Source organism: Streptosporangium sp. NPDC048886 (assembly GCF_055586905.1).
In genome coordinates this window covers 179,245-204,452 of sequence record NZ_JBVJHH010000003.1, presented here as the reverse complement: position 1 = coordinate 204,452, position 25,208 = coordinate 179,245, and the positions used below count along the sequence as shown (strand labels likewise).

Annotated in this window: 28 protein-coding genes; 18 read left to right on the top strand and 10 right to left on the bottom strand. The window is 70.3% G+C overall.

Annotated elements, in window-relative coordinates; all coding sequences use genetic code 11:
• Positions 1 to 71: 71 nt before the first annotated feature.
• The gene (locus ACZ6R6_RS04995) at positions 72 to 713 is read left to right on the top strand and encodes a bifunctional DNA primase/polymerase (protein WP_470090264.1); all 642 of its coding nucleotides are present in this window, start codon (positions 72 to 74) and stop codon (positions 711 to 713) included.
• An 82-nt stretch (positions 714 to 795) separates the two neighbouring features.
• Here ACZ6R6_RS04995 and ACZ6R6_RS04990 read toward each other — a convergent pair whose 3' ends face one another.
• The 3 genes from ACZ6R6_RS04990 to ACZ6R6_RS04980 are packed head-to-tail and all read right to left on the bottom strand — an operon-like array spanning position 796 to position 4,885.
• Positions 796 to 1,491 carry a response regulator transcription factor gene (locus ACZ6R6_RS04990; RefSeq protein ID WP_470090262.1) on the bottom strand — a complete coding sequence of 232 codons (696 nt, stop codon included), beginning with the start codon at positions 1,489 to 1,491 and terminating at the stop codon, positions 796 to 798.
• Positions 1,488 to 3,509, bottom strand: coding sequence for a sensor histidine kinase (locus ACZ6R6_RS04985; RefSeq protein WP_470090260.1), 2,022 nt, complete (start codon positions 3,507 to 3,509; stop codon positions 1,488 to 1,490). The genes ACZ6R6_RS04990 and ACZ6R6_RS04985 overlap by 4 nt, the downstream gene beginning before the upstream one ends.
• On the bottom strand, positions 3,506 to 4,885 hold the full coding sequence (locus ACZ6R6_RS04980) for a sensor histidine kinase (RefSeq protein WP_470090258.1): 1,380 nt from the start codon (positions 4,883 to 4,885) through the stop codon (positions 3,506 to 3,508). Before ACZ6R6_RS04980 ends, ACZ6R6_RS04985 begins: the two co-directional genes overlap by 4 nt.
• Before the next feature lie 560 nt (positions 4,886 to 5,445).
• On the opposite strand from ACZ6R6_RS04980, the gene ACZ6R6_RS04975 reads away from it, so the two are divergent.
• From ACZ6R6_RS04975 to hemL, 6 genes are all read left to right on the top strand, one after another.
• Positions 5,446 to 6,243, top strand: a complete 798-nt coding sequence (locus tag ACZ6R6_RS04975) for an AfsR/SARP family transcriptional regulator (protein WP_470090256.1) — start codon at positions 5,446 to 5,448, stop codon at positions 6,241 to 6,243.
• A 348-nt stretch (positions 6,244 to 6,591) separates the two neighbouring features.
• Positions 6,592 to 6,930 carry a hypothetical protein gene (locus tag ACZ6R6_RS04970; RefSeq protein ID WP_470090255.1) on the top strand — a complete coding sequence of 113 codons (339 nt, stop codon included), beginning with the start codon at positions 6,592 to 6,594 and terminating at the stop codon, positions 6,928 to 6,930.
• Positions 6,931 to 7,038: 108 nt separating this feature from the next.
• On the top strand, positions 7,039 to 7,788 hold the full coding sequence (locus ACZ6R6_RS04965) for an ATP-binding cassette domain-containing protein (RefSeq protein WP_470090253.1): 750 nt from the start codon (positions 7,039 to 7,041) through the stop codon (positions 7,786 to 7,788).
• 5 nt (positions 7,789 to 7,793) lie between these two features.
• On the top strand, positions 7,794 to 9,050 hold the full coding sequence (locus tag ACZ6R6_RS04960; RefSeq protein ID WP_470090475.1) for a DUF7224 domain-containing protein: 1,257 nt from the start codon (positions 7,794 to 7,796) through the stop codon (positions 9,048 to 9,050).
• A gap of 53 nt (positions 9,051 to 9,103) precedes the next feature.
• Positions 9,104 to 9,676 carry a hypothetical protein gene (locus ACZ6R6_RS04955; RefSeq protein ID WP_470090252.1) on the top strand — a complete coding sequence of 191 codons (573 nt, stop codon included), beginning with the start codon at positions 9,104 to 9,106 and terminating at the stop codon, positions 9,674 to 9,676.
• A 49-nt stretch (positions 9,677 to 9,725) separates the two neighbouring features.
• Complete coding sequence (gene hemL / locus ACZ6R6_RS04950) at positions 9,726 to 11,021, top strand: glutamate-1-semialdehyde 2,1-aminomutase (RefSeq protein ID WP_470090250.1); 1,296 nt, start codon at positions 9,726 to 9,728, stop codon at positions 11,019 to 11,021.
• Here the strand turns inward: hemL and ACZ6R6_RS04945 are convergent.
• Positions 11,018 to 11,623, bottom strand: a complete 606-nt coding sequence (locus tag ACZ6R6_RS04945) for a Uma2 family endonuclease (protein ID WP_451928315.1) — start codon at positions 11,621 to 11,623, stop codon at positions 11,018 to 11,020. The two genes, hemL and ACZ6R6_RS04945, sit on opposite strands and share 4 nt — an antisense overlap.
• 191 nt (positions 11,624 to 11,814) lie before the next feature.
• Here ACZ6R6_RS04945 and ACZ6R6_RS04940 point away from each other — a divergent pair, with 191 nt between their 5' ends.
• Positions 11,815 to 12,258 carry a DNA-binding protein gene (locus tag ACZ6R6_RS04940; protein WP_470090249.1) on the top strand — a complete coding sequence of 148 codons (444 nt, stop codon included), beginning with the start codon at positions 11,815 to 11,817 and terminating at the stop codon, positions 12,256 to 12,258.
• A gap of 31 nt (positions 12,259 to 12,289) precedes the next feature.
• On the opposite strand, the gene ACZ6R6_RS04935 is transcribed toward ACZ6R6_RS04940, so the two are convergent.
• Positions 12,290 to 12,736 carry a GNAT family N-acetyltransferase gene (locus tag ACZ6R6_RS04935; RefSeq protein WP_470090248.1) on the bottom strand — a complete coding sequence of 149 codons (447 nt, stop codon included), beginning with the start codon at positions 12,734 to 12,736 and terminating at the stop codon, positions 12,290 to 12,292.
• Between the two features lie 258 nt (positions 12,737 to 12,994).
• Positions 12,995 to 13,942 (bottom strand): EamA family transporter, encoded by a 948-nt coding sequence (locus ACZ6R6_RS04930; protein ID WP_470090246.1) that lies wholly within the window; start codon positions 13,940 to 13,942, stop codon positions 12,995 to 12,997.
• Between the two features lie 74 nt (positions 13,943 to 14,016).
• Between ACZ6R6_RS04930 and ACZ6R6_RS04925 the strand changes: the two genes are divergently transcribed.
• Positions 14,017 to 14,958 (top strand): LysR family transcriptional regulator, encoded by a 942-nt coding sequence (locus tag ACZ6R6_RS04925; RefSeq protein WP_470090245.1) that lies wholly within the window; start codon positions 14,017 to 14,019, stop codon positions 14,956 to 14,958.
• Positions 14,959 to 14,990: 32 nt separating this feature from the next.
• Here ACZ6R6_RS04925 and ACZ6R6_RS04920 read toward each other — a convergent pair whose 3' ends face one another.
• A complete protein-coding gene (locus ACZ6R6_RS04920) occupies positions 14,991 to 15,863 on the bottom strand; it encodes an EamA family transporter (RefSeq protein ID WP_470090244.1) in 873 nt (290 codons plus the stop codon).
• Positions 15,864 to 15,990: 127 nt separating this feature from the next.
• Between ACZ6R6_RS04920 and ACZ6R6_RS04915 the strand changes: the two genes are divergently transcribed.
• From ACZ6R6_RS04915 to ccsB, 5 genes are all read left to right on the top strand, one after another.
• The gene (locus tag ACZ6R6_RS04915) at positions 15,991 to 16,629 is read left to right on the top strand and encodes a histidine phosphatase family protein (protein WP_470090243.1); all 639 of its coding nucleotides are present in this window, start codon (positions 15,991 to 15,993) and stop codon (positions 16,627 to 16,629) included.
• Positions 16,630 to 16,685: 56 nt separating this feature from the next.
• A complete protein-coding gene (locus ACZ6R6_RS04910) occupies positions 16,686 to 17,255 on the top strand; it encodes a TlpA family protein disulfide reductase (RefSeq protein WP_470090242.1) in 570 nt (189 codons plus the stop codon).
• Positions 17,256 to 17,279: 24 nt separating this feature from the next.
• Complete coding sequence (locus ACZ6R6_RS04905) at positions 17,280 to 18,014, top strand: cytochrome c biogenesis CcdA family protein (RefSeq protein ID WP_470090241.1); 735 nt, start codon at positions 17,280 to 17,282, stop codon at positions 18,012 to 18,014.
• Between the two features lie 83 nt (positions 18,015 to 18,097).
• Entirely contained in the window at positions 18,098 to 19,717 is a 1,620-nt protein-coding gene (resB, locus tag ACZ6R6_RS04900; protein ID WP_470090239.1) for a cytochrome c biogenesis protein ResB, read from the top strand.
• Positions 19,707 to 20,678 (top strand): c-type cytochrome biogenesis protein CcsB, encoded by a 972-nt coding sequence (ccsB, locus tag ACZ6R6_RS04895; protein ID WP_470090238.1) that lies wholly within the window; start codon positions 19,707 to 19,709, stop codon positions 20,676 to 20,678. The genes resB and ccsB overlap by 11 nt, the downstream gene beginning before the upstream one ends.
• Before the next feature lie 85 nt (positions 20,679 to 20,763).
• Here ccsB and ACZ6R6_RS04890 read toward each other — a convergent pair whose 3' ends face one another.
• Entirely contained in the window at positions 20,764 to 21,063 is a 300-nt protein-coding gene (locus ACZ6R6_RS04890; protein WP_370879665.1) for a PLD nuclease N-terminal domain-containing protein, read from the bottom strand.
• Positions 21,064 to 21,176: 113 nt separating this feature from the next.
• On the opposite strand from ACZ6R6_RS04890, the gene ACZ6R6_RS04885 reads away from it, so the two are divergent.
• Positions 21,177 to 22,013 (top strand): hypothetical protein, encoded by an 837-nt coding sequence (locus ACZ6R6_RS04885; protein WP_470090474.1) that lies wholly within the window; start codon positions 21,177 to 21,179, stop codon positions 22,011 to 22,013.
• Positions 22,014 to 22,023: 10 nt separating this feature from the next.
• Positions 22,024 to 22,263, top strand: coding sequence for a hypothetical protein (locus tag ACZ6R6_RS04880; RefSeq protein ID WP_470090237.1), 240 nt, complete (start codon positions 22,024 to 22,026; stop codon positions 22,261 to 22,263).
• A 163-nt stretch (positions 22,264 to 22,426) separates the two neighbouring features.
• On the opposite strand, the gene ACZ6R6_RS04875 is transcribed toward ACZ6R6_RS04880, so the two are convergent.
• On the bottom strand, positions 22,427 to 22,666 hold the full coding sequence (locus tag ACZ6R6_RS04875; RefSeq protein WP_012887349.1) for a BldC family transcriptional regulator: 240 nt from the start codon (positions 22,664 to 22,666) through the stop codon (positions 22,427 to 22,429).
• 262 nt (positions 22,667 to 22,928) lie between these two features.
• On the opposite strand from ACZ6R6_RS04875, the gene ACZ6R6_RS04870 reads away from it, so the two are divergent.
• Positions 22,929 to 23,126, top strand: a complete 198-nt coding sequence (locus ACZ6R6_RS04870) for a DUF4229 domain-containing protein (protein ID WP_470090235.1) — start codon at positions 22,929 to 22,931, stop codon at positions 23,124 to 23,126.
• Here ACZ6R6_RS04870 and ACZ6R6_RS04865 read toward each other — a convergent pair whose 3' ends face one another.
• Complete coding sequence (locus ACZ6R6_RS04865) at positions 23,127 to 24,377, bottom strand: hypothetical protein (protein ID WP_470090234.1); 1,251 nt, start codon at positions 24,375 to 24,377, stop codon at positions 23,127 to 23,129.
• Positions 24,378 to 24,455: 78 nt separating this feature from the next.
• Here ACZ6R6_RS04865 and ACZ6R6_RS04860 point away from each other — a divergent pair, with 78 nt between their 5' ends.
• Positions 24,456 to 25,181, top strand: coding sequence for a demethylmenaquinone methyltransferase (locus ACZ6R6_RS04860; RefSeq protein WP_306860435.1), 726 nt, complete (start codon positions 24,456 to 24,458; stop codon positions 25,179 to 25,181).
• The last annotated feature ends 27 nt before the right edge of the window (positions 25,182 to 25,208 follow it).

The window sequence follows — 25,208 nt, the reverse complement described above, 5'->3', positions numbered from 1 at the left end:
CCTTGCTGATCAGAACGTGGCTACGCCATCGCATCCGAGGGCATCCGGGCGGGCGGACGACGGAGGACACAATGGTGGGGGTACCGCTGACTCGTCGTGGCAGGCGACGTGCTCATCCGAAGCAGATGATCGGCTCCGTGCTGGAGTACGCCGCCCTGGGCTGGGCGAGCTGTCCCGGCGCGCGGCCACTGCAGGGCGGTCCCCGCGCCTGCTCCTGTGACCGCGTCGGCTGTCCCGACCCGGGCGCGCACCCGCTCTCGCGGGCCTGGCAGATGCAGGCCACGGCCGACCCGGCCCTGCTCAGCCACTGGTGGCAGCGCGACCCGGAGGCGAACGTGATCCTCCCCACGGGCCGCGTCTTCGACGTATTCGACGTACCGGCCGCCGCCGGGCTCACCGCCCTCGCGAGCATGGACTCCGCCGGATCCGCAACGGGCCCGGTCGCCGCCAACGGCGACCGGGTCCTTTTCTATGTGGCCACCCGCAACATCGCCGAGGACGAGGACGAATGGTGGTCCTGCCCCCTCGACTTCGGCCCGGCGACCATCGACGAGATGCCCGGCCTGCGCTGGCACTGCCGCGACAGCTACGTCCTCGCCCCGCCCTCGACCCTGCCGACCGGCAGGGCGACGTCGTGGCTGCGCCCTCCCGACGGCCGTCCGCTGCCCGACCCGCTCCGCGTCCTCGACACGCTCGCCGACGTCTGCGAGTGAGCCCCACCCAGCCGGTCCCGCCTCGGTGAGCCCCGCCTCGGTGTGGCCCGCCCCTGTGAGCCCCGCCCCTGTGAGCCCCGCCTCAGTGGGTTCCGCCTCGCTGAGCCCCGCCTCCCGCGCCCGTTGACGGGCCAGGCTGGGGGGAGCCGCCCAGGCCGGCCTCGCGGGCCCGGACGATGGCCTGGGCGCGGTCGGCCACCTGCAGCTTCATGAAGATGTTGGAGATGTGGTTGCGCACGGTCTTGCCGGACAGGAAGAGGATCCCGGCGATCTCGCTGTTCCCCCTGCCCTGGGCGACCAACTGGAGCACCTCCCGCTCCCGCTCGGTGAGCTCGGGGAAGGCGGTGCGCGACGGGTCGGGCATGCCGGTGAAGTAGGCCAGGACCCGGCGGGCGATCTCGGGGCCGTAGATGGCCTCACCCGCGGCGACGGCGCGCACGGCGCGGCCGATCTCCTCGGCGCCGGCCTCCTTGAGCAGGTAACCGCGCGCACCGGCGCGCATGGCGGCGAACACCGAGTCGTCGTCCCGGAACATGGTCAGCACCAGCACCCCGATCCGCGGGCTGGTCCTGGTGATCGTCCGGGTCGCCTCGACGCCGTTCCCGCCGGGCATCTGCAGGTCCATCACGACCACGTCCGGCTGGAGCTCGGCGGCCAGCGCCACCGCCTCCTGCCCGCCGCCGGCCTCCCCGACGACCTCGATGTCCATGGCCGCCAGCAGGCCGCGCAGGCCCCGCCGGAAGACCGGGTGGTCGTCCACGATCAGCACGGTGATCATCCGGCCCCCTCCGTAGGCAGTCTGGCGGTCACCTCCGTGCCGCCGCCCGGCCTGCGGCCGATCACACAGGAGCCTCCCACCTCGGCCGCCCGCTCACGCATCGAGGTCAGCCCGACGCCCGCGGCCGGATTCTCGGGCAGGCCGATCCCGTCGTCGGTCACCTCCACCCGCAGCTCGCCCGGGAGCCTGCGCAGCCGGAGGAGGATGGTGGCCGGCCCGGCGTGGCGGCGGGCGTTGGTGAGCGCCTCCTGGGTGATGCGGTAGGCGGCGACCTCGACGGCGGCGGGCAGGTCGTCCAGCGGGCCGTCGACCGTCACCGCGCCCTCCCCGGCGCAGGCCCGCAGCGCGCCCTCCAAACCCAGGTCGTCCAGCGCGGGCGGGCGCAGGCCGTACACCAGCTCGCGGACCGACGCGATCGTCGCGGTCATCTCCTCGCGGACCCGGACCAGCAGCTTCTCGACGGCCCGGGGGTCGGCCTCCAGCCGCCGGCGCGCCTCGTCGATGGTGAGCGTGACGCTGGTCAGCGCCGGGCCGAGCCCGTCGTGCAGCTCCCGGCCCAGCCTGCGACGCTCCTCGTCGCGGGTGGTGAGGATGCGCTCCCGGGAGCGGTGCAGGTCGGCGGTGAGCCGTACGGCGTGCGCCAGCTCGGCCAGGTGCCGGGCGAGCACCGCCATCGGCTCGCGGCCCGGCCGGGCCCCCGCCACCAGCAGGGTCCCCACCCGCTCGGCGTGCCAGAGCAGCGGCACCTCCTGGGTCTGCGGCCGCAGCTCCCCGTCGGTGAACAGGCGCGCCGCCCCGCCCTGCCCGCTGTGGACCTCGACACGGACCCCGCTCGCGCCCAGCGCTCCGCGGATCACCGCCACGGCCTCGCCGAGCGCCGCCGCCGGGTCCCGCGCCCCCTGCCCGGTACGGCCCAGCAGGCCGGCGACCCGGTAGGGGTCGCGCTCGACGGCGAACACCCGGTCCACCGCCCGCTGCAGGCGCAGCCGCGCCGGGTGGAAGATCCCGCCCACGGCCAGTGCCGCGACCGCCCCCGCGACCGGGCCCAGGTCGCTGGCCAGGGCGTTGGCCAGCCAGATCAGTCCGAAGTAGACCCCTCCGGTGATCGCGACCAGGCAGCCGTAGACCAGCGTCCGGTTGGCCACGACGTCGATGCCGTAGAGGCGGTAGCGCAGCACCGCCGCGATGATCGACAGCGGCACCACGGCGATGAAGACGGTCTCCAGGGCGGCCAGCAGCCAGGAGCCGGTCACCACCCGGAGGATCCAGGAGGCCAGGACCGCCACCAGCGCGCCGGTGTACCAGCCGATCTGGCGCCGGAGCTCGGCGTCGCCCGCCCGGTAGCGGAAAGCCAGCGACAGCACGCCGAGCGCGGTGAGCGCCATCATCGGGCCGCCGATGTAGGACTCCACGGCCGGTGAGATGTCACGCAGCGCCTCGACGCCGAACGGGTTCGCGATCGGGAGCTGGCTCTCGAACCCCGGATCCGGGGCCAGTCCCAGGAACAGGGAGTGCCCGGCCATGAGGACCAGGTTGGCGTACAGGACCGGCCGCCAGCGCCGGGAGGGCAGCCGGCCGTCGGGGAACAGCAGCGGCAGCAGCGAGATGTACACCGGCACGTACCACAGCCACAGCCACAGGCCCAGCCACATGAGGTAGGGGGTGATCCCCCCGGGGTCGGCGAGGTAGCGCCAGTGGGCGCCGCTGTAGGCCAGGTAGTAGAGGCCGCCGACGACCCCGCTGGCCCACAGCATCCACGGGACGGGCAGCCGGGGCCGGCGCGTGATGAGGAACGCGCCGGCGGCGGGGAAGAGGAGGACGATCGGGTCCATGGTGATGAAGGGGTCGGTCCAGGTCGGGGCGCTCAGCTCCGCCAGCCGGACCGCCACGACGTTGCACACCGGCGCCAGCACCGCACCGGTCCAGACGAGGACGGCCAGTGTCCTCCGCCACCGGCCACCCACGGCGTCTCTGTCCGTGATGGAGGCGGCGGCGTCTTCGTATGCGGGGGAGGTCATGGTTTCTCCGTTCCGAGGGGGAGGTGGACGATGACCTCGGTGCCGCCGCCGGGACGCGGTCCGACCGTGCAGGAGCCGCCCGCCTCCGCCGCCCGCTCGCGCATGGAGACCAGCCCCACGCCGCCGCGGACCCGTTCCGGCAGGCCGATCCCGTCGTCGGCGACCGAGAGCCGCAGCTCGCCGCCACCCGCCGCCCTGCCCCCCGCCGCCCTGCGGCCTGCAGCGCCGCCCTCCGCGCCGCCGGGCCCGCCTCCGCCGGACGCCGGCTCGGTCTGCCTCACCCCGGTGCGGTCCGTCCCGGCCTGGACCGTCTCGGCCTGGATCGTCTCGGTTTGGACCGTCTTGGCCCGGAGTAGTTCGACCCGGACCAGGGCTGTGGTGGCCTGGGCGTGGCGGCGGACGTTGGTGAGCGCCTCCTGGGCGATCCGGTAGGCCGCCACCTCCACCGCCGCGGGCACGTCGCCCAGCGGGCCGACCACCGCGATGTCCACCCTGGGCCCCGGCGCGTCGGCCAGCGCGCGCAGCGAGCCGACCAGGCCGAGGTCGTCCAGCGCGGGCGGGCGCAGGCCGTACACCAGGTTCCTGACGTCGACGATCGCGGCGCCCATCTGGTCGCGCACGCGGATCAGCAGTCCCTCCACGGCCTCGGGATCTCGTTCCAGCCGGAGCCTGGCCTCGTCCACGGTCATCGCCAGGCTGGCCAGCGTCGGCCCCAGCCCGTCGTGCAGGTCGCGGCGGAGCCTGCGCCGCTCCTCCTCCCGGGTGGTGAGGATGCGCTCCCTGGAGCGTCGCACGTCGGCGGTGAGCCGTACGGCGTGCGCCAGCTCCGCCAGGCGCCGGGCCAGCGCGTCCAGCAGGTCCGGCGAGGTGCCGGGCCCGCTGCTGAGCAGCCGCCCGACCGGCTCCCCGTGCCAGACCAGCGGAGTCTCGACCGGTCGGTCTCCCAGCTCGCCGTCGAGGACGAGCCCGGTGTGCCCGCCGTGGACCTCGACGGCGACGCCGTCGGCACGGAGCGCCTGGCGCACCAGCGCCGCGGCGGTGACCAGCCCCTCGGCGGGGTCGACGGCCTCCTGCAGGGTGCGGCTCAGCCGGTCGGCCACCCGGTAGGGGTCGCGCTCGACCCGGAGCAACCGGTCCACGACCCGCTGCAGGCGCAGCCGTGCCGGGTGGAACACCGCGCCCGCGGCCAGCGCCGCGACCAGCCCGGCCACCGCGTTCTGGCTGCCGACCAGCGTGGTGACCAGCCAGGTCAGCCCGGAGTAGATCCCGCCGGTGACCACCGCCAGCCCGCCGTACACCAGGGTGCGGTTGAGCACGAGGTGGACGCCGGACGGCCGGGGGCCCGGCCCCCGGGCAGGGGGTGTCGTCACTGCCATGACCGCAGGATCCCGCACCCCGTGTCCCGCCGTCCCAGGGCTGGTGTCCCGTTCCGGGACGGATTCCAGGGCCTCGCCGAACCCGGGCTCGCCCGCGTGCGCCTGGAGAAGGACGGGGGCCTTCGATCGCCGACCCGGAACCTTCAATCGGGAGACGCGGCCCATCCGGCCCGTCCCGGCCGACCGGATCACCGGCTCCGACGGGATCTCTCCTTCCCATCTTCTAGATGTCGGAATCGGAGTGGTACAGGTTGGCGCCGGTGAACGATGACCTGATGATCTTCTACGAGGCCATGGGTCCCCTCTATGTCCTCGACCGGCCCGCCGATGTCTGTGGGTGAACTAACTCACTCCGGCGGGAAGTGTGATGTTTCACATATTTTTGAAGCTTGTCGTCTCCAAGTAGCGATGATCTTGCAGGTCAATCAACTGCGCTCCTCGGCTGCTTCTTCATGTGAGGGCATAGTTAGAGATTGTATTTGCTGTGAAACTTTACGTTCTGGCAATATGGCAGTGATCGTCGACGTGGATTATTCTTGTCTGGGCGTTACGGGGATGCCATGAATGATGAAATCAAATTTCGTATCCTGGGTCCGATGGAAACTCTTCAAGGAGGAGAGTGGCTGCCCATCACACAGTCGAAAGCTCGCGTCGTGCTTGGCCTGCTCCTTGTTCACAGGGGGCGGACAGTGACGGTGCAACGCATGGCGGAGGCGTGTTGGGTCGATCCGCCTGACAGTGCTCACAGTTTGATGAGACGGCAGATCATGAAGTTGCGCCGACGTCTCCAGGGCATCAACCTGACAACTCGTGGCGATGGCTACTCGCTGGTCCTTGATGCCTCTCACGTCGATCAAGCAGTCTTCGAATGCAGGCTCCGTGAGGGGCGGGCGAAACTCGCGCGCGGGTCTGCGCCGGAGGCCGAGGAAGAGCTTTCGCGGGCGTTGGAGTTGTGGAACGGTCCCGCCTACGCGGGCATCCATGAGGTTCAAACACTGGAAGCGGAAAGGGTGCGGCTCGCCGAATTGAGAGTACTGGCGGTTGCGTCACTGGGCGATGCGATCATGGCACAGGGGCGCCACTGTGAAGCGGCGGCACTGCTTAACCGAACGGTGGCGAGCCACCCCTTACGGGAGGACCTGTGGGAGCAGCTCATGACCTCCCTCTACCTGGGCGGGCGGCGTGTGGAGGCTACTCGGGCCTTCCACGCGATGCGGCATCATCTGATCGCCGACGTCGGCATGGAACCCGGCATAAGAGCACAACGACTGCATTCGGCAATATTGAGTGATGATCTACGCGAAGTGCGTAATATCGCTTTCGCGTCGGACGGTAGGCGTCCCGCTACGCTGCCATAAATTTCCGCAGCTGATCCCGCCGCCACCATCGATGCGTTCCGCGCCCCATACGCCAAGAAGTCCTTCACGGCTGCACTTTCAGGCTCTACACCGCTTCCAGGGCGTTCACACTGATTTCGGGGGCCCGGCACTCCCCACTCCCGCCCTCACGGGCGGGACCTCTAGCAGGGTCATAGGGCGTCACGTGGGTGAAACGCCAAGTGCAACAGAAAAGGCACGCCCCCCTGCCAGAATCTGTGTCTGTCAGCGACTGGGCTGGCGAAGAGATTGAAGTGCGGGCGTGGTCATGTTCACTGCACACGCCCGCACGATGCATCGAAGCCTCGATGCAAGACGAAAGGATACTTCATGTCATTGAAGCGAATCCTGGTAACAGGTGCCGCGCTCGCGGTCGTGGCCGTCGGCTCTCTGGGAACGGGGACCGCTTTGGCCGACCCGACCCCGGCAGCGGAGGCGGAGGTGGGCCTGTTCGCCGCGCCGCAGTGCAGCACCGCGACGAGCGGCACCAAGTGGGGGAAGATCGCCTGCTGGGGCCCCGCCGGCAAGGTAACCGGCATCTGGGACTGCGACTGGCAGACGGACCACTGGTGGGGCCCCGTCAGTAAGGCCACCAACGAGAACATCTCCCACAGCTTCACCTGCGACACATTGCTTATCAACCTGGAATATCGCGCAGTGGGATCATAGGGGCAGAGTTTATCTGTATCCTCGGAGTGCCGGGCTCGTCCGTCGGATCTGCGACGGGCGGGCCCGGTGGTGTCGAGGGATTCACGGAAAGTTAGAGAAAGGTGTCAGTTGAGCCCTACCGTCGAGGCCGAGAATTTAGTTCAGGGATATGGCTCGCGACGAGTGATTTCCGGCCTCACCATGCAGATCGAAAGTGGAGCGGTCGGTCTGCTGGGGCCCAACGGTGCGGGCAAGACCACCTTGCTGCAGACGTTGGCCACCGTCGCACCCCCCGTCGCAGGGAGTCTGCGTATTTTCGGCCGCACGTTGCGGACGGATGCGGACGTGCGCTCGGTGCGCCGTCACATCGGATACCTCCCTCAACGGTTCGGCTGCCATCCAGGTTTTTCCGTCTACGAGTTCGTTAGATATTGTGCCTGGCTTCGAATGGTTCCCGACCGGGATGCTCACGCTGCCTCAATGACGGCTCTCGACCGAGTGGGCCTGGCGAGACTGCGGAACAAGCGAATGAAAGAGTTGTCCGGCGGAATGTTGCGGCGGGCGGGAATCGCTCAGGCTGTCGTGGGTGACGTGGAGCTTGTCCTGCTCGACGAGCCCACGGTGGGCCTTGACCCGGAGCAGCGACTGGAGTTTCGCGACCTCATCCGGGATCTGAGTGGTTCGGCGACCGTTCTTCTCAGCACCCACCTGGTCGAGGACGTGAGCGCCGCGTGCTCCAGCCTGTTCGTGCTCAACGACGGGAAAGTCGTCTTCCGGGGAAGCCCCCAGGAACTCGTTGAGAGGGCGACTCCGGAGTCACGTGGCGACACCAATCTGGAGCGAGGGTACACAGCGGTGCTCCGAGGGGCGATCCTGTGACCCGCATGATCTGGATTGAAATCAGACGATCTCCGATGCGCTGGGCGTTTCCGGCGCTCCTTGCTCTGGGCGCCGCCTGGATGGCCGCGGATGCGTGGTGGAATGTCTGGCCGGAGGCGAGTTCGATGGTGGCGGACGCCTCCACTCGCTTCGGTGTCGGCCTGCTAGCGGGCATGGCCGCGTGGTCGGCGCAGCGAAGCCGGCGCGACCACATGGCCGATCAACTGACACTGGCGGCCCGCCGATCCTGGCACCGGGAGGTGGTCCAGTTTCTGGGCACGCAGTTCTATGCCTTGCTGGGTCTGGTCGTCTTCGCGATCACGGGAGTCGTGATGGCGACTGGCAATGCGGGGCCCGGGTTTCTATGGCCGAGTTACCTGTTGCTGGCTTTCACCACCCTGACGTTCTGCGTCGCTGCAGGTCATTTGGTCGGGCGCTTGACGAGCTCACGCCTCGCGGCTCCGCTGGTCGCTACGGTGGCGTTGGCCTGGGGCTTCGTCGTTCCCTCCTCTTCGCCTTTCGACTTTTCGACAATCACGGGCCCGGCGAACATGGAGCTCAGCGCGCCGGTTCTAGTGGCGCGATTCATCTTGGCATCGGTGGTCACGGTGGCCGCGGTCGCTTTTCCCACGCCCATGTTCGGCAGAGCCGCCGGTTCCCAGGCGCGGACGAGAGCACGCGTCGGTGTACTGACGACGGTCTTCGCCGCCTCCACCGTCTGGCTGGCGATGTCAGGGCCGCTGCAGGTGCCACGTCCGCCTCAGGCGGATCCGCTGTGCGTGGATCCGGGATCGGGCGCGCCGAGGGTCTGCCTGTGGCGGGAGAATCGTGCTTACGTCGGTTATGCGGTGGAGGCCGCTCGGCGCGTATCGAAGGCGGCGGGGGGTGTCGTCCCGTTACCTCGGGTGTATCACGAGGAGGGATTGCTTCCCGCCGAGGAAGGTCACCCCCCGCCGTCCTTCACTGCCTTGTTCGATGGCACCGCGGTGATTGTCTCGGACATGGTCTATACTGCTCTCCCTGATCTGCGCGCGTGCGGCACGGAGTCGCAGAAAGCGACAGAGCGCAGATATGAGGCCGGTAACAAGCTTTGGATGTGGCTTCAGACAGCCGCAATGGAACAGGAATCCGTCAGCGGTTTTACTGGGACGCAGAACCAGCAGGCGGACGTGGAACGAGTGCTGAAACTCTCGCACGACGAGCAGCTCGCCTGGGCGAAGCCGTTGGCCGGGCGGCTCTGGGCCGGGTGCGCTGCCCGATGAGCGCGACTCGATTCTCGGCTTCTCGATCTTTTGCTCGCTCTCGGCTGCTCGGTGTGATGCTCATGGCGGTCGCGTCGCTGGTTGTAGCCGCCGGTGCGTGGGGGGGCTACGCGGTGAGCTTTCCCCAGGCATGGAATCACCTCCCCACACCTGTTCCCGTGGCCGTGCTCATGCCCATCCCGTTCGCCTGCATCATCGTCGCCAGTTTGAGCAGTGCGATGGCTGACGCGGAGCTGGCTTCGGCCCGTGCGATCCGGTGGATCGATCTGGGACAGCTCATGGCGTTCACGCTCCTGTCGGCTGCCGGATTGGCCGCGGGCCTGACGCTGGGTGGAGCGGCCGAGACGGTCGCGGCGGCGCTGCGGAATCTGGCGTGGTGGCTCGGGCTCGCCTGTGTTTCCGGCCGCTTGTTCGGGCGGTTGCTGGGATGGGTGGTTCCGTTGGCGATGGCGGTGCCGATGTACGTCTTCGCAGTGCATGACGGCCGGGTGGCCTCGTGGGCGATCCCCAAGCTGGAGACCGACGTGCCACATTCGTGGCTGGTCTCCGTGGGCGTGCTGATCATGGGCGTGACGGTTTTGATCATGCGGTCCCGTTGGCGGAGCCGCAGTCGGAGGCTGTGGTGACGGTCGTCTCGCGCCTTGGGTTGTCCGTTCCGTGACTACCCTGGAGGGCGTGAGCCGTACTGAGAACTCCGAGGAACTGTTCGCCCGCGCCCGCGAGATCGTCCCGGGAGGTGTCAACTCCCCGGTCCGCGCCTTCGGAGCCGTCGGCGGCACACCCCGCTTCATGGCCTCCGGCCAGGGCCCCTACATCACCGACGTCGACGGCAATCGTTACGTGGATTTGGTCTGCTCCTGGGGGCCGATGATCCTCGGGCACCGCCACCCGGCCGTGGTCGAGGCGCTGCAGGAGGCCCTCGCGGCGGGCACCTCGTTCGGCACGGCGACGCCCGGCGAGGTCGAACTGGCCGAGGAGATCGTCGCCCGGGTGGCGCCGGTGGAGAAGGTCCGCCTGGTCAGCTCCGGCACCGAGGCCACCATGTCCGCCGTACGGCTGGCCCGCGGCTTCACCGGCCGGTCCAAGGTCGTCAAGTTCGCCGGCTGCTACCACGGCCACGTCGACGCCCTGCTCGCCTCCGCCGGGTCCGGCCTGGTCACCTTCGGCCTGCCCGACACCCCCGGCGTGACCGGCGCCTCGGCCGCCGACACCGTGGTGCTGCCCTACAACTCGATCGAGGCGGTGACGGAGGCGTTCCAGACCTTCGGCGCCGAGATCGCGTGTGTGATCACCGAGGCGTGCCCGGCCAACATGGGCGTCGTCCCGCCGCTCGACGGGTTCAACGCCAAGCTCCGCGAGCTCTGCACCGCGCACGGCGCCCTGCTGATCATCGACGAGGTGCTCACCGGTTTCCGGGTCTCGGAGGCCGGATGGTACGGACTGGACCCGGTGGACGCCGACCTGATGACCTTCGGCAAGGTCATGGGCGGCGGCCTGCCCGCCGCCGCGTTCGGCGGCCGCGCCGACGTGATGGCCAACCTCGCCCCCGAGGGCCCGGTCTACCAGGCCGGCACCCTGTCCGGTAACCCGCTGGCCTGCGCCGCGGGCCTGGCCACCCTGCGCGCCTGCGACGACGAGGTCTACGACCGGGTCGACGCCGCCGCCCTGGTCATCGGCCGCGCCGCCGCCGACGCCCTGGCCGCCGCCGGGGTGCCGCACCGCCTGCAGCGCGCCGGCAGCCTGTTCTCCGTCTTCTTCACCGACGACCAGGTCACCGACTTCGCCGGAGCCCAGAGGCAGAACACCGCCGCCTACCGGGCGTTCTTCCACGCCATGCTCGACCAGGGCGTCTACCTGCCCCCGTCGGCCTACGAGGCGTGGTTCCTGTCGGCCGCCCACGACGACGAGGCACTGTCCCGCATCGCCGAGGCACTCCCGCTCGCCGCCAAGGCCGCCGCCCAGGCCTCCTAGCGGGGCAGCTTGTCCAGGTCGATGTCGAGGGGGAAGGGGACCGGGACGGTCAGCCGTCCGTGGTGGATGCCGGTCAGGCCGTAGGCGCCGGTGGCGGGGTCGAGCTCGTAGACGTAGACGACGGGGCTGCCGTCGTTGTTCTCGACCCGCCAGAAGTGCGCGATCCCGGCCTCGGCGTAGCGGAACGGCTTGGTCTTGCGGTCCCGGTCCTCGGACTCGGGGGAGACCACCTCGACGACGAGGTGGACCTCGTCAGGGGTGTAGAACGTCCGGTCGTCGTCGTCGGCCGCCGCCGTGTCGACGATGACGACGTCAGGACAGGGCCGCATCCGGTGGCCGAGCTTGACGTCCATCTGATCAACCGCTGACAGTCGCTCTGGCGTCTGGATGTCGAGCGCCTCGGTGAGCCGGCGGATCATGCGCTGGTGGAAGCGCTTCTGGGGGGACATGAAGACGAGAGCTCCATCGATCAGTTCGACGTGCTTGAAGAAGTCGGGCTCGCCGTTCGGCCCCTCTGCCGGGAGGCGGTCGAGGTCGTCGGCGGTCCATCCCCACGGGGGTGGGGACGGCCAGTAGTCAAGAGCGCTACTCACGTCGGTCACCGTGACATCGTCTCCGTCACCCGGTGTGTTCATTCAGATCATCTCCGTTGCCCTCAGTTCATTCTCTCCTGCTTCCGCCGTCGACGGCAGAGATGTGTCCTCTTCTCGGGGGGTGAGTCGCGATCTGCGTTTGAACATTTTGTTTGCTTCAAGTTGTTGACAACATAATATCGCACAATCATGCTGGGCGTATGAACGCCGAATCCGATCAGACAACCGACCCCTTCACCCCGCCCGACCCCGCTCAGGCGCGGGCGCATCGCGTGTACGCCTCCCTGATGCGCATCGCCGAGCGGCACGCGGCCACCGAGGCGCAGCGCTCCCGGCAGGTCCATCCCGACGTCCTCGGCCCGCACGAGGCCATCAGGCTCGTGTCCTTCCTCGCGGGGGGCAGCGCGGTGCGGGAGGAGGCCGAGCCGGAGGTGGACGGCGCCGACATCACCGCCGCCCTGACCCTCATCCCGCTGGCGCGCGCGGAGATGGACCAGTTGGAGGCCGGGCTCCTGCTGATGGCGCGGGGCCGCGGCCTCACCTGGCAGGAGATCGCCTTCGGCCTCGGCCTGGGCACCTCCCAGGCCGCCAGGCAGCGCTACGAACGGCTGGCCGGCCGGGTGGCCGCCGAGACGGACCGGTAGCGCTCCCGCTCCGTGGTCGGCGGGGCAGGCCTCAGCGCGGCAGCTCGATCTGGTATCTGATGAAGCCGCGGTTCTCGGCGACCTTGTCGTACAGGCGCCGCGCCGTGCTGTTCGACTCGTGGGTGTTCCAGTAGACGCGGCTGCAGCCGCGGGTCCGGGCCCGGTCGGTCACGGCCGCGATCAGCGCGCGGGCCACCCCCCTGCCGCGCGCGGCCGGATCGGTGAACAGGTCCTGCAGGTAGCAGACGTCGGCGTCGGGGGCCGAGGTGCTGGCATGGACGAGGAAATGCGTGATGCCGACGAGCTCGCCGTCCAGCGTCGCCCCGAGGGCGTGCAGGCGTGTGTCCGCCTGGAACTCCCGCCATGCCCGGTCGTACATCTCCGCCGGCTCGACCCGCTGGTAGAAGTCGATGTAGGCGCGGAACAGATCTTCCCAGACGGCCCTGTCGGAGGGCAGGAGCCTGCGGACGTCGATCATGTGGTCTCCCCCTGGATGGCGCGGCCCGGAGGTCCGCGGGGCCGACCGGCTCGCTCCCCGGCGTGGCCGGGGAGCGTCCTGCCGGCCGGCTGTGACGCGTTCAGGCGTCACAGCCTAAGGATCAGGTGGCCTGCCGCCATACGGCCACTTTCCAGGGAAAGCAGGTGACCACTTCGGGCCGGTCCCGTGGCGCGGCCCGGGCCGCGACCGTACGGGTCCCGATGCCGGACGGTCGTGCCCGGCCGGAGGCGCGTGCGGTCAGCGGGCCGCCGCGCCCGTCCTGGGGTGGCCCGGCGGAGCCTGCGGCCCGCCGTGATCCTGGGGTCGCGCGGCCGTTCCGGGGCGGGAGGCGACGGCGCGGGACGTGCCGCGCGGGCGGCTGCCGGCGTACAGGACGCCGGAGATGATGAGGGCCGCGGCGGCGAGCTCCGCCGGGGAGATCGACTCGCCGGTGACCAGGAACGCCGAGGACATGCCGAAGACGGGGACGAGCAGGCTGTAGGGGGCGACCACGGAGGCGTCGTAGCGCCTGAGCAGGTAGCCCCAGACGCCGAAGCCGCCGAGGGTGGAGATCAGCGCCACGTAGAGCACCGACAGGGTGCCCTCCATCGAGAACTCCAGCCGGGGGACCCCCTCCACCAGCAGGGACAGCCCCAGCATGGGGACGGCCGCCACCGCGCTCAGCCAGACCATGAAGCGGAGCGAGTCCGGAGGGGACGCCTTCCTGACCGCGATGTTGCCCGCGCCCCAGCCCAGCGCGGCGCCGACGACCAGGACGAACGCGCCGACCGGGCCGCCGCCGCCCAGGTCCAGGGCGATCAGGGTCAGTCCCGCGAACGCGACGCACATGCCGGTGACGCGGCGGGCGGTGATCCGCTCCTTGAGCAGGGCCACGGCGAGGACCACGGTGAAGACCGCCTGCACCTGGACGACGAGCGAGGTGAGACCGGCGGGCATGCCCGCCCGCATGCCCAGCAGGAGCAGGCCGTACTGCGTGACGCCGAGCGTGGCCCCGGCGGTGAGGACCCACCGCCAGGGCACCCGCGGGCCGCCGACGAACAGCAGCGCGGGGAAGGCGGCCAGGGTGAAGCGCAGCGCCACGTACAGCAGCGGTGGGAAGTGCCTGAGTCCCGCCTCCATGACCACGAAGTTGAAGCCCCACACGGCGGCGAGACCGATGGCCAGGAAGAGATGCCTGGTTCGCATCCACTCATCCTTATTTATAACGATAATTCAGCACAAGCGAGACTTTCTTATCTCGGTCGTTTAGAATCACTTACATGTTGGATCTCAACCGTCTCAAGGCCCTGCACGCCGTCTCCGTCTACGGATCGGTCGGGGCGGCGGCCGACGCGCTCATGGTGACCCCGTCCGCGGTGTCGCAGCAGCTCGCCAAGCTGGAGCGGGAGACCGGCGCGACGCTGCTGGAGCGCAACGGCCGCGGGGTGCGGCTGACCGACGCGGCCGGGCTGCTGGCCGACCACGCCGAGCGCATCCTCGCGCTGGTGGAGACCGCCGAAGCCGACTTCGAGGCGCTGCGCGGGGAGGTCGTGGGGCGGCTGAGCATCGGGGCCTTCCCCACGGCGGCCCGGGGGCTGGTGCCCGCGGCCCTGGTCCACCTGCGGGAGCGCCACCCCGACCTCCGGCTCCAGCTCATCGAACGGGAGCCCGAGCGGCAGATCCGCGAGGTGGCCAGGGGAGAGCTCGACCTCGCGGTGGTCCAGGACTGGACGAACCGGCCGATGGCCGTCCCCGAGGGGCTGTCGCGCGCGACGCTCTTCGACGACATCGCCGACGTGATGCTGCCCGAGGCCCATCCGCTGGCCGGCCGCTCCGAGATCGAGCTGGCCGAGCTGTCGGGGGAGCAGTGGATCAGCTCCTCGCCAGGCACGGTCTGCCACGACTGGCTGGTCCACACGCTGCGCTCGGCCGGGCTGGAGCCGGACATCGCCTGCATGGCGGACGAGTATCCGACCCAGCTCGCCCTGGTCGCGGCCGGGCAGGGGTGCGCCATCATCCCCCGGCTGGGCCGCGACTCCGTCCCCGCCGGGGTGCGGGTCGTCCCGATCCTGCCGCGCCCGGTCCGCAAGATCTACACGCTCTGGCGGAGCGACGCGGCCCGGCGCCCGGCGATCCGGGCCGCCGTCGAGGCGCTCAGGATCGCCTCCCTGCCTCACCAGCCGGCCGAGCCGGCCGAGCCGGTCGGTGAGGCCGCCGGCTGAGGGTGGCCGTCACCGCCGGCTGGGAGCGACCCTCACCGCTGGCTGAGGGCGATCGTCACCACGCCGCCGACGATGACGGCGGCGGCGAGCAGCCGGCGGGGCAGATCGCCCTCGGCCAGCAGCCTGCCACCGAGCACCACCGCGACGAGCACCCCGATCTCCCGCACCGGGGCGACCACGCTGACCGGTGAGAACGTGAACGCGACCAGCACCAGCAGGTAGGAGAGCGGCACCAGCACGGCCGCGCCCAGCACGCGCGTCCGGTGCTCGCGCCAGACCGGCGGGATCAGGCTCCGGCGGCGGGCGGCCAGCGCCGATGGGGCCAGGACGAGGGCCCGGCCGAGCTCGCCGCCGTAGTTGAGCAGGATCGGCGCTACCGCGAAGACGCTGACGACCTGCTTGTCCCAGACGGTGTAGGCCGCGATGAACACCCCGGTGACCAGCCCGAACCCGATCCCGGCCAGATCCTCGCGGCTGGGCCTGCGGGCCGTGCCGAGCAGCAGGACGCCCACGCCGACCAGCAGGATCCCCGCGATTCCGCTCGGGCCCGGGTGCTCGCCCAGCAGCAGCACGGCGACAAGGCTGGCCAGCAGCGGTCCGGTGCCGCGTGCGATCGGGTAGACCACCGACAGGTCGCCGTGGCGGTAACCGCGCTGGAGCAGCAGGAAGTAGCCCAGGTGCAGCGCGGTGCTCACGGCGACCACCCCGGCGCCCGCCCAGGAGAGGCGGTCGCCGGTGAAGGCCAGATAGCCGAGCGCGACCGGGCTCCAGAGCACCGTGGAGGCGGCGGCCACCAGCCAGATGAAGACGATCGAGTCGGCCCCGGCCGCCTGCTTGCTCAGCAGGTTCCAGCTCGCGTGGGCCACGGCCGAGGACAGGACGAGGACCAGCGCGAACAGGCTCAAAGGCGTCCTTTCGAGCACGGGCCCCGGATCCGATCGTCTACGACCCTAACGGCACCCTCATGGCACGGCCAGAACCGCCCCTCCATACGCGCTATCCACCCCTACCAGTCGGTAGGCTTGCGACACCATGGCTGAGACCACCGTCGTCCACCTCCTGCGCCACGGTGAGGTGCACAACCCCGCTAACGTCCTGTACGGCAGGCTGCCCGGCTACCACCTGTCGGAGACCGGCAGGCAGATGGCCGAGACGGTCGCCAAGTCGGTCGCCGGGCGCGACGTCGTCGCCCTGTTCTCCTCTCCGCTGGAGCGGGCGCAGGAGACCGCGGCCCCGCTCGCCGCGACCTTCCACCTGGAGGTCGCGACCGACGACCGGCTCATCGAGGCCGAGAACATCTTCGAGGGCATCTCGGTCGGCAACGGCGACGGCGTCTTCCGCAGCCCGCGTCACTACCGCTACCTGTGGAACCCGCTCCGCCCCTCCTGGGGGGAGCGCTACACCGACGTGGTCCGGCGGATGAAGGGCGCGATCGACGCCGCCCGCGAGGCGGCGCGCGGCCACGAGGCGATCATGGTCAGCCACCAGCTCCCGATCTGGATGATCCGGCTCGCGGCCGAGCGCCGGCGGCTGCCGCACGACCCCCGCCGACGGCAGTGCGGCCTGGCCAGCCTCACCAGTTTCTCCTTCGAGGGAGACCGGCTGATCAGCGTCGGTTACAGCGAACCCGCGGGCGCGCTCGCCAAGCGCCCCACTGTGCCGGGCGCGTGACCTCGCCGGTAGAGTGACTGCTCTACCGGTTGTAGTACAGGGAGACCCTTCCTCTGATGCGCGCACAATCCTTCGTCGCTGCCGTGCTGCTGCTGACCGTGGCCGGATGCGCCGGTAACCAGGGAACGCAGCCGCAGACCGGGGACACCCGTTTCGTGGCCGGCGACGGCAAGATCACCCTGTTCGAGGCCGCCGACCGCAAGTCCGCCCCCGCCGTCGAGGGGGAGACCCTCGACGGGGGCTCGGTGACCCTGGCCACGCACAGGGGCAAGGTCGTGGTGCTGAACTTCTGGGCCTCCTGGTGCGCGCCCTGCCGGGCCGAGGCCCCGGTGCTCAAGGACATCGCCGCCAAGACCAAGGCCGCCGGCGTGGAGTTCCTCGGCGTCGACTTCAAGGACCGCAAGGCCGACGCGCTCGCCTTCGAGCGCAGCCAGCAGTCCGGCTACCCCAGCATCTTCGACCAGCCCGGCAAGGTCGCACTCTCCTTCCAGGGCACGGTCCCCCCGGCGGCGATCCCCTCGACGCTGATCATCGACCGCCAGGGCCGGATCGCCGCCCGGGCGCTGGGCGCGGTCAAATACAACGACCTGCTCAGCGCCGTCACCAAGATCGGCGATGAGAAGTGATCGCGGAGCGGCGGTGGACTCCCGATGAGCGCTGATCTGGCGAGCACGGTGGCGAGCGGATCGCTCGCCCTCGCGCTGCCGATCGCGGTGGCGGCCGGCCTGGTCTCCTTCCTGTCGCCCTGCGTGCTGCCGCTGGTCCCCGGCTACCTGTCCTACGTGACCGGGATGAGCGCCGACCCCAAGCGGGGACGCATGGTCGCGGGGATCGCGCTGTTCGTCCTCGGCTTCGCCGCGGTGTTCGTGGCGGGCGGGGCGCTCTTCGGCGGGCTCGGCGCGGTGCTGCTCGGCAACGCCGACGTCATCACGCGGGTGCTGGGCGCGCTCACCGTCGTGCTGGGCCTGGCCTTCATGGGGGTCGTCCCGGGCCTGCAGCGCGACTTCCGCATCCACCGGCTCCCGGCCGCCGGCCTCGCCGGGGCGCCGCTGCTCGGCGTGGTGTTCGGCCTCGGCTGGACCCCCTGCATCGGGCCCACCCTCGGGGTCGTGCTCACCCTCGGCCTCACCGAGGGCAGCGCCGGCCGCGGCGCGCTGCTGGCCTTCGCCTACGCCCTCGGTCTCGGCCTGCCATTCCTGGCGGCCGGGCTGGCCTACCGCAAGGCCCTGCACACCTTCAAGGCGGTCCGCCGCCACTCGCAGCTGATCACCCGGGTGGGCGGGGCCATGCTGGTCGCGGTCGGCCTGCTGCTCGTCACCGGGCTCTGGGGCGAGCTCATCGTGACGATGCAGGGGTGGATCGGCGGATTCGAGCCGGTGATCTGATGGAGGAAGTCGAGCGGACCGCGGCGCAGCGGGCGGCGAGCGTAACCAGTCCCGAGCCAACGAGCAGCCGAGCGAGTGCGAGCGTGAACACGACTCTGACCGAGGACAAGCCCGACGTACGGCCGGTGGGGCTCGGCCCCGTGGGATGGGCGCGCTGGTTCTGGCGCACGCTCACCTCGATGAAGACCGCGCTGATCCTGCTGTTCCTGTTCGCCCTGGCCTCGATCCCCGGGTCGATCTGGCCGCAGCGCGGCGTCTCCGACGCCAAGGTCTCCCAATACTTCACCGACAGCCCGACGCTCGCCGAATGGCTGGACCGGTTCTGGCTGTTCGACGTGTTCAGGGCGCCGTGGTTCGCGGCGATCTATCTGCTGCTGTTCCTGTCGCTGATCGGCTGCGTGCTCCCGCGCACCACGGCCCACCTGCGCGAGCTGCGCAAGAAGCCGCCCACGCCGCCGCGCAACCTGAGCCGGCTGCCCCAGCACGCCTCCTTCGAGGGCGACCTGACCGTGGAGGCGGCGGCCGCGCGGCTGCGGGCCAGGCGGTTCCGGGTGACCACGGGCCCCGACTGGGTCTCGGCCGAGAAGGGCTACCTGCGCGAGACCGGCAACCTCCTCTTCCACGTCGCGCTGCTCGGCCTGCTGGTCGCCGTCGGGGTGGGCGCGCTGTACGGCTACCGCGGCAACGTGCTGGTCGTGGAGGGGGACGGGTTCGCCAACACGGTCGCGGCCTACGACCGCTACATGCCCGGCCAGCAGGTGAACGCCGAGTCGCTGGAGCCGTTCTCCTTCACCGTCGACGACTTCCAGGCCAGCTACATCGCCGCGGGCGAGCGGCGCGGACAGCCCCTGGACTTCGCGGCCGCGCTCAAGGTCACCGACGCCCCCGGAGCGCCCGAGCGCGACTACGTCCTGAAGGTCAACGAGCCGCTGGAGGTCAACGGCACGCAGACCTATCTGATCGACCACGGCTACGCGCCCACCTTCAAGATCACTGACGGCAGGGGGCAGGTCGCCTTCGACGGCCCGGTCCCGTGCCTGGTCGCCCAGCCGGCCAACTTCACCTCCGAGTGCGTGATCAAGGTGCCGGACGCCCAGCCGGAACAGCTCGGTCTCCTGGTGGCCTTCCGGCCGACCACCGTGCCGATGAACGGCGACTGGGTGTCGGTCTTCCCCGGGGCCGCCAACCCCACGGCCCAGGTCTACGGCGCGTTCGCCGGCGACCTGGGCATGAAGAACGGCCGGCCGCAGTCGGTCTACGAGCTCGAACCGGCGAGCCTGAAGAAGATGAAGCCGCTGGTCATGAAGGCCGACCCGCTGGCCGTGGGCAAGAAGCTCGACCTGCCCGACGGCATGGGCTCCATCGAGTTCACCGGCGTCAAGGAGTGGATCGCCCTCCAGATCGCCTACGACCCGGGCCGGATGCCCGCGTTCGTGGCCTCCGCCCTCGCCGTCGTCGGCCTGGTGCTGTCCCTGACCGTCCGCCGCCGCAGGGTGTGGGTACGGTTGAAGGGCGCGCCCACGCCGGCCGGGCAGGCGACGGGCGAGCCGGAGAAGACCGGGGGGCAGGCGGCGCGGGGCCGCGAGCATGACCGTGAACACGTCGAGGTGGGCGGTCTCACGCGCACCGAAGGCAGCGATTTCAGCGAGGAGTTCGCCGAGATCGTCTCTGTTTTGAACCCAGGAGTTAAGGATGCCCGCTGAGGTCGACGCCGGCCTCGCCCTGTTGAGCGATCAGCTCATCTTGGCGACGGTGCTGCTCTACGTCTTCGCAATGATCGGCTACGCCCTCGATCTCGGCTTCGGCCGGCCCAGGGCCGAGGCCAGGGCCAGGGCGGAGGCCGAACCCGCACTCGTCACGGTCGGCGCAAGCACGGCCGCCGCCGCCCCGTCCGGCGCCGAGAAGGACCAGGGCCCCGCCGAGAAGGCGCCCGCCGCCTGGACGGTGTGGGCCGGCCCGGTCGCGGTCGGGCTGTCATGGCTCGGCTGGGCGACGAACCTCGGCTCCATCCTCACCCGCGGCCTGGCCGTGGACCGGTGGCCGTGGGGCAACATGTACGAGTTCGTGGTCGCGATGTGCTTCGCGGCGGTGAGCGCGTTCCTGCTCATGAACCTCCGCTACCGGGTCCGTTTCCTCGGCGCGTTCGTCACGGTCGCCGCCGCCCTCGGGCTGGGCTTCGCCGTACGGTATCTGCAGGTGCAGGCCGGTCCGGTGGTGCCCGCGCTCAACTCCTACTGGGTGGCGATCCACGTGTCGGCGGCGATCATCGCCAGCGGGCTGTTCATCATGGCCGGGGTCTCCGGCATCCTCTATCTGGTCAGGAAGGACACCGCGGTCCGCCTGCCGTCGCTGGCGGACCTCGACCGGGTCGCGCACCGGGCCATCGTGATCGCCTTCCCGATCTGGACCTTCGCCGTCATCGCCGGCGCCCTCTGGGCCGACAAGGCCTGGGGCCGTTACTGGGGCTGGGACCCCAAGGAGATCTGGGCCTTCATCACCTGGATCGCCTACGCCGCCTACCTGCACGCCCGGGCGACCGCCGGCTTCAAGGGCAGGGCCGCCATGATCGTGCAGCTCATCGCCTTCGCCTGCCTGCTGTTCAACCTGGTCGGGGTGAACATCTTCCTCGGCGGCCTGCACTCCTACGCGGAGGTCCCGGGCTGATCGCGGCGCCGCGTGCCGCGGCCGGGTGACCCGGCGGCCGGTCCCCTCTCCCGAGGGCCGGCCGCCCCGCCCCGGCGGGTCCCGCCTACTCCTCGTCGCGCAACCGCCGGTCGAGGTCCTTGAGGAAGTCGGGGTCGTCGTCGGGACCCTTCGGGGCCGCGGGCGGGGCCGGCCTGTCCTTGGGCAGGGGCGTGCGGGGCGCGTGGGGACCGAGGGGCCGGCCGAGCAGTAACCAGAACAGGCCGCCCACGGGCGGCAGCAGCGCGATGATGATCACCCACAGGAGTTTGGGCAGGTTTCTGGCCTCCTCGTCCGGCGTGGTGATGGCGTCGAACAAGCAGTAGAGCCAGAAGGCGAGCAGCGCCAGACCGACAAGCAGGGGCATGCCCGAACTGTAAGCCATCCGGAGCCGGGGTGCGGCAAGGCACCTGTTCCGGGTGACCGGCGACGGGTCCACGTCGTACGGTAGGGTCCGGTGCCACTTCCCCTGGGGGCGTGATGGCGAATTCGGCGGACAAGGGCCGTCACCGACGGCGTTGGTGGCAGCGGGGCCCGTCCCAGCGCACCGACGGTGCTCTCAAGGAGACGCCGCGTGAGGTCCCGGCGGGGCCCGAGCGCCGGGTGGGCACCGTGACGGCGCCGGTGGTGGACCGCCCGCAATACACCTGGCGGGATTTCGAGCTGGAGGACGAGCGCCCCAGGGCCCAGCCCAACGCCCCGGACGTCCCCGACCTGGGCGACGGCCTGCGGCACTGCGGCAGCCTCGAACGCATCCTGCACCGCCAGTGGGACTCCTGGCAGGGGCCGCCGTCCCCGGAGACCGTGCGGGCGGTGGAGAGCCTCGCCCGGCTGCCGGACGGGTTGAAGGCCAAGCTGGCTGACGGCCTCACGGGCATCTACGTCGGCGAGGGCGGGGTCCCCGACCTGGACGACATGGGCTACCTGCGGGGCGCGCCGCTGCCCTCGGGCCGGGCCACCTGGGACATCTGCGCGGGGGCGTACGGCGATCGCAAGATCGTGGTGGGCGACCGCCCCTCGCCCACCCCCGACGTGATGATGCACGAGGTCGGGCACGCCCTGGACGACGTGGACGCGCCCCACGGGGAGTGGGTCTCCGACTCCCCGGAGTTCGCCGCCCTCTACGCCCAGTGCGTCCCGGCGCTGGCCTCGAGCTTCCACCTGCAGCCCGGGGACCTGGGGCGCAAGGAGTTCTTCGCCGACGCCTTCGCCGCCATCGCCGCCCGGCAGCGCCCCGCGCTGGTGGACATGCTCGGCGGGGACACGCGGATGGCGCTCAATGTCATGTTGTTCTTCAACCGGCGCTACGGAATCTAGGTGATCTTGGATGTACGTCATCCGGCTCGCTGACGGCACGCTGCGGGTGCCGCAGAGCCTGTCCAGCGATGACGGGCGTCTGATCGGCAACGCGTACGTGGAGCTCTCACCGGGGGATCCGGACTACGACCGCTGGCTGCCCGAGGCGCTCACCGAGGAGGAGTCGGCGCGGCGGCGGCTGCGCTGGCTTGAGGAGAACGACGAGCTGGAGCGGGAGTTCCTGGCCTTCAAGGCCGAGCAGGACAGTTAGCGCGTGAGGGCGCTGCGGGTCGGTCACGGGGGAGGTCACCGGCCGCGACGCCGGACGTGACGGTCTGTACGGTGTGATGGTCCGTACGGCTACGACTCCACGGTGACCCTGCGGCTTCCGGGTAAGGCGCGCAGGATCACCGATGGTGTGACGTCATAAGTCGTCAGACGCGCGGGGACTCGCCTGCCGGCCGTTCGGCCGTCAGTACGTCCTCTCCGCGCAGAAGGGCGTGCACTTCCGACTCGCGGAAACGCCGGTGCCCTCCGGGGGTACGGATGCTGCTGATGCGGCCTGCCGCGGCCCAGCGTGTAACCGTCTTTGGGTCGACCCGGAAGAGGGCGGCAACCTCTCCAGGCGTCAGCAGACGCTCGCTGCTACTCTCCACAATCTCTCCCCCTCGCATCCCGCTTCCTGCCAGCGGGCGGACAGGTAACCAGTGTGCCGAGCGAAGCCTGATTTATCCGTGCTTTTCAACAAAGATCACGGGTTGTTATCGACTGACTGCCCGATTGTTATATGATAGAGCCTCTTTGGGACTCTCGTGGTTGTTTCTTTACGAAACTGATCTGATGGGCACACTAGCAGCGCTCGTGCTCGTTGCGAAGGGCGTCCGCTCCGTCTTCATGTCAGCGCTCATGCGGGCAGAGTGACGTAACCTCGACGCTGTGCATCCTGTCTTCGTTTACACCGCGTCCCGACTGGGTCTGCTGGCCGTGACCATCGGTGTGCTCTATCTCCTCGGCCTGCGTCAGCCATTGATCCTCCTGGTCGCCGCATTCCTGGTCAGTGGTGTGGCCAGTTACGTTCTGCTGTCAAAGCAGCGCGACGCGGTGAGCGAGCGAATCGCCAAGAATCGGGAGTGATCACGGCAGCGGGAACATGCCGACTCGGGCATGGTACTCGCGACCAAGCCGCGTTGTGTCGCTACCAACGAGTAGCCCACCCCGGTGGGCGAGGAATGCCTTGACGCCGATTCCGCGCTCCCTTGTTGGATTCCACTCCAGGGCCCTGCCGGTCCGCGGGTGGATCGCCCCGACGCCCGGCCGTTCCACCGCCCCCGGCCCGGCCGAGTCGCGGCCGAGCGGATTGTCCAGCCAGCGCTGGTGGCCGCCCACGTAGACGGCCGCCCCGGTGACCGCCACCGAGTAGAGCGAGTCGCCGCCGGTGTGGTTGACCCAGGTCGGCCTCACCTCGCCCCGCGCGTAGGTCTCGAAGCGCGCGGCGGTGTCGCACGGCTTGCCCCGCCCGGCCGGGCCGCCGGTCGTGACGACCGCGAAGTAGCTGCCGTCGGGGGCGAAGTCCAGGCCCCGCACGTAACTGGGGAAGACCTCCAGGCACTTGGCGGCGTAGGCGTCGGTCCGCCAGTCGGCGACCTTCGCGGGCAGCGCGCCGACGTCGATCAGGCCGAGCTGGGGCCGCGACAGCCCGTCGAGGGTGGTGAAGTTGCCGTCGACGGCCAGGCGGTCCCGGCTGAGGGACATCGCCTGCACCCTGGTCCGGCCGCCCAGGGCCGCGCCGGGCCGGACGGTGAAGCCGGGGTCCACGGCGCCGGTGGCGGCCTCCAGCCGGGCGACGGCCGTGCGGAAGACGCGGCCCACGCCGGTGAAGTCGCCCCCCACGTAGAGGTGGGAGCCGCTCCGGGCCAGGCTGGTGACCGTTCCCCCGTATACCTGGGCGCTGAAGCCGGGCACTGGCGAGCCGTCGGACAGCCGCAGGAGGGCCAGGCCCCGGGTCCTCGCCTCGCCGGTCACCGTGAACTCGCCGCCGGCGTAGACGGTGCCGCCGGTGCCCGCGGCGAGGGCGTTGACCGGCCGGTCGAGGTAGGGCGCGAAATCGGGCAGGATCCGCCCGGTGGCCAGGTCGTAGGCGAAGATGTTGTCGCGTTCCAGGACCGTCGCGTCACCGGCGTCGCGGACCTGGCTGAACCAGCCGCCGACCACGACCGTGCCGCCCACCAGGGCGATGGCGTTGACGATGCCGTCGAGCACGTGCGGGGTGGTGTCCACCGGATCGGCCGAGACGACCTTGCTGTGCTTGGTGGTGCCGGCTGCGGCGACCCCTGCGGGGAGCAGCATCAGGGCCGCGGCCAGCACGGAAGCGGTTCTGGCAAACATTCGGCAATTTCTAGCAGACTCTCGGTAATCGAGTAGCTACTTTCCGTGGATTGTCCGGTCGGGCCTAGGCTTGTCCCTATGACGCGCGCTTCGCTGGACAAACAACCGCATGAGGTCGCCGCGATGTTCGATCGCACGGCCCGGCGCTACGACCTGGTCAATGACGTGATCTCCCTCGGGCAGGTGCGGCTGTGGCGCAAGGCGGCCGCGGCGGCCGTCGACGCGGGCCCCGGCGAGCTCGTCCTCGACCTGGGCGCGGGCACCGGCACCTCCACCGACGCGTTCACCGCGCTGGGCGCCCGTGCGATCGCCTCGGACTTCTCGCTCGGCATGCTGCGCACCGGCGTGCGGCGGCGGGGCGGCTCCGGCCTCTCCGGCGGCGGGGTGCGCGGCGTCACCTTCGTCGCCGGTGACGCGCTGCGGCTGCCCTTCGCCGACGACACCTTCGACGCGGTGACGATCTCGACCGCGCTGCGCAACGTCCACGACACCGGCCAGGCGCTGCGCGAGATGCTCCGGGTGGCCAAGCCGGGGGCCCGGCTGGTGATCCTTGAGTTCTCCCACCCGACGAACAAGTCTTTCGACCTCGTCTACTGCCAATACCTCATGAAGCTGATGCCGCAGGCCGCCAAGTTGGTCGGCTCCAACGACGATTCATACGAGTATCTGGCGGAGTCGATCAGGGAGTGGCCGGACCAGGCGGCACTGGCGAAGATCATCCAGGCGGCGGGCTGGGAGCGGGTCGCCTGGCGCAACCTCACCATGGGCATCGTGGCGCTTCATCGTGCGTATAAGCCCGCTTAGAAGATTCGCCGGCGATAGCCGCACCCG